The 1,901-nt window shown below is 59.8% G+C and carries 1 protein-coding gene and 1 pseudogene; both read left to right on the top strand.

Annotated elements, in window-relative coordinates; genetic code table 11:
• Nucleotides 1-1,031, top strand: a pseudogene (locus EB836_RS17945) (IS21 family transposase); the annotation flags it as partial.
• Entirely contained in the window at nucleotides 1,028-1,777 is a 750-nt protein-coding gene (locus EB836_RS17940; protein ID WP_101555552.1) for an ATP-binding protein, read from the top strand. The pseudogene EB836_RS17945 and the gene EB836_RS17940, both read left to right, overlap by 4 nt.
• Nucleotides 1,778-1,901 lie beyond the last annotated feature (124 nt).

Genomic DNA, 1,901 nt, shown 5'->3' with positions numbered 1-1,901 from the left:
CCTGGATATGAAGCAGGACACCTGGCTGCGGGCGCATATAGCGATGTTCGACTGGTTCGGCGGCAGCGTGCCCCGGATCGTGCCCGACAACCTCAAGACCGGCGTGATCTCCCATCCTCGGGAAGGAGAGATCATCCTCAATGATGCCTATCGTGAGCTGGCTGCACACTATTCGGCAGCCGTCCTGCCGGGCCGAGTCAGGAAACCCAAGGACAAGGCCAGTGTTGAAAACACGGTCGGCAATATCGCCACCCAGGTCATCGCGGCACTGCGCGGACAGACCTTTCGAACACTGCCTCAGCTACGTGAGGCGATCTATGAACGAATGCGGGCCTACAACGCCCAACCGTTTTGGATCACGGGCATCGGTCTTCGACGCCGAGGAACGGCCCCTGCTGCGGCCGTTGCCGGCGGTTGCTTATGAGATCAGCCGCTGGATCTATGGGAGGAAAGTCCGCAAAGACGGGCACGTGGTGTTCGAGAAGAACTTCTACTCCGTGCCCTATGCGCATGTCGGTTCCAGCGTCGACTTACGGATCACGGAAACGACAGTCGAGATCTTCGACGGGCACACGCGGCTTTCGAGTCACCTGCTTCCGCTGGCAGGAGTCATCAACACCCATCACACACACGATGGCGACCTGCCCCATGGTGAGAGGTATCAACAATGGGACGGGCCTCGCGTGCGGGAATGGGCAGCTCGTATCGGACAAGACACGACGACGGTGATCAACCGGATCTTCGAGTCCGTGCCCGTTGAGGAACAGGGACTGAACGCGGCACTGGCAGTGCTGCGCCTGTCGCGCCGCTTCTCTCCTAAACGAGTCGAAGCCGCCGCTGGTATCGCGTTATCGGGTCGGATTCGATCACCACGGTATGCGCATTTGCGGCCGATTCTCGACAGTGGGCAAGACACGCCTTCCAGCAAGCGCAGACGAAGCCCTGAACCGTCCGGGCTGCCCGCTGCTGGACCAACGCCCACGGTCGGTTTCGTTCGTGGGCCAGACTACTACGCAGGAGGACAACGATGACTCGTCTCGATGACGAAACGAAACGGAAACTGCGTGAAATGGGGTCAACAAGCCTGCTGAGCGCACTCGATGCCCAAGACGACGCTCTCACCCTGGGAATGCCATTCGAAGAGCGCATCCAGCTCGCTGTCGATGACGCTCATGCTGCGTTCACCCATGCGAAAGTCGAGGGGCTCATCCGCCGGGCTGGACTGCGATATCCCGATGCGGATCTGCGTCGGATCGCGCTGATCGACCAGCGCGGCCTCGACCGTGACGTCATCGCTCAACTCGGAACCGCCTCGTTCATCACCCGGCAGCAAAACGTTGTGTTCCAGGGGTTCACCGGGTCTGGCAAGTCGTATCTGGGGTCGGCGCTGGCGAAGCAGGCCTGTCAGCATCGCTACCGTGCCTACTACATTCGCATGCCCGATCTTGAAGAATCGTGGGCCACTGCGCAGGACAAGCCGGGCGGTCGGGAGAAATGGTTACGCAAATACTCGGCGTTCACGCTGTTAGTCATCGATGAATGGTTGCTCGACGAACCCGATGACGATGTCCGTTCGATGCTGCTCGAGCTCCTTGAACGTCGTTACGATACGACATCGACGGTGTTCTGCACCCAGTATGCGAAGAAGGACTGGCATCAACGACTCGGGTCCGGTGTCCACGCGGATGCGATCATGGATCGTATCGTTCACAACACGATCTGGATCACGACTGGGGAGATGAACATGCGCGAACACATCAGTACAGCCACGCAGTGACCAATTGTCGGTGAGCGTCGGGTGACGGCCTGGCGCTCACCGCCACGACCCGGTGGCGCTGAAAGGCAATATCGGGTGGCGCTCAACCACAATAGTCAGTGGCGCTCACACCACCGAATACTCA

The sequence above is a fragment of the Brevibacterium sp. S111 genome (assembly GCF_004745075.1).
Taxonomy (GTDB): Bacteria; Actinomycetota; Actinomycetes; order Actinomycetales; family Brevibacteriaceae; genus Brevibacterium.
This window is presented reverse-complemented; position numbering and strand designations above follow the sequence as displayed.

Excerpts from the sequence above, each read along its gene's own strand:
- EB836_RS17940 (WP_101555552.1), top strand. The coding sequence starts at position 1,028 with ATGACTCGTCTCGATGACGAAACGAAACGGAAACTGCGTGAAATGGGG.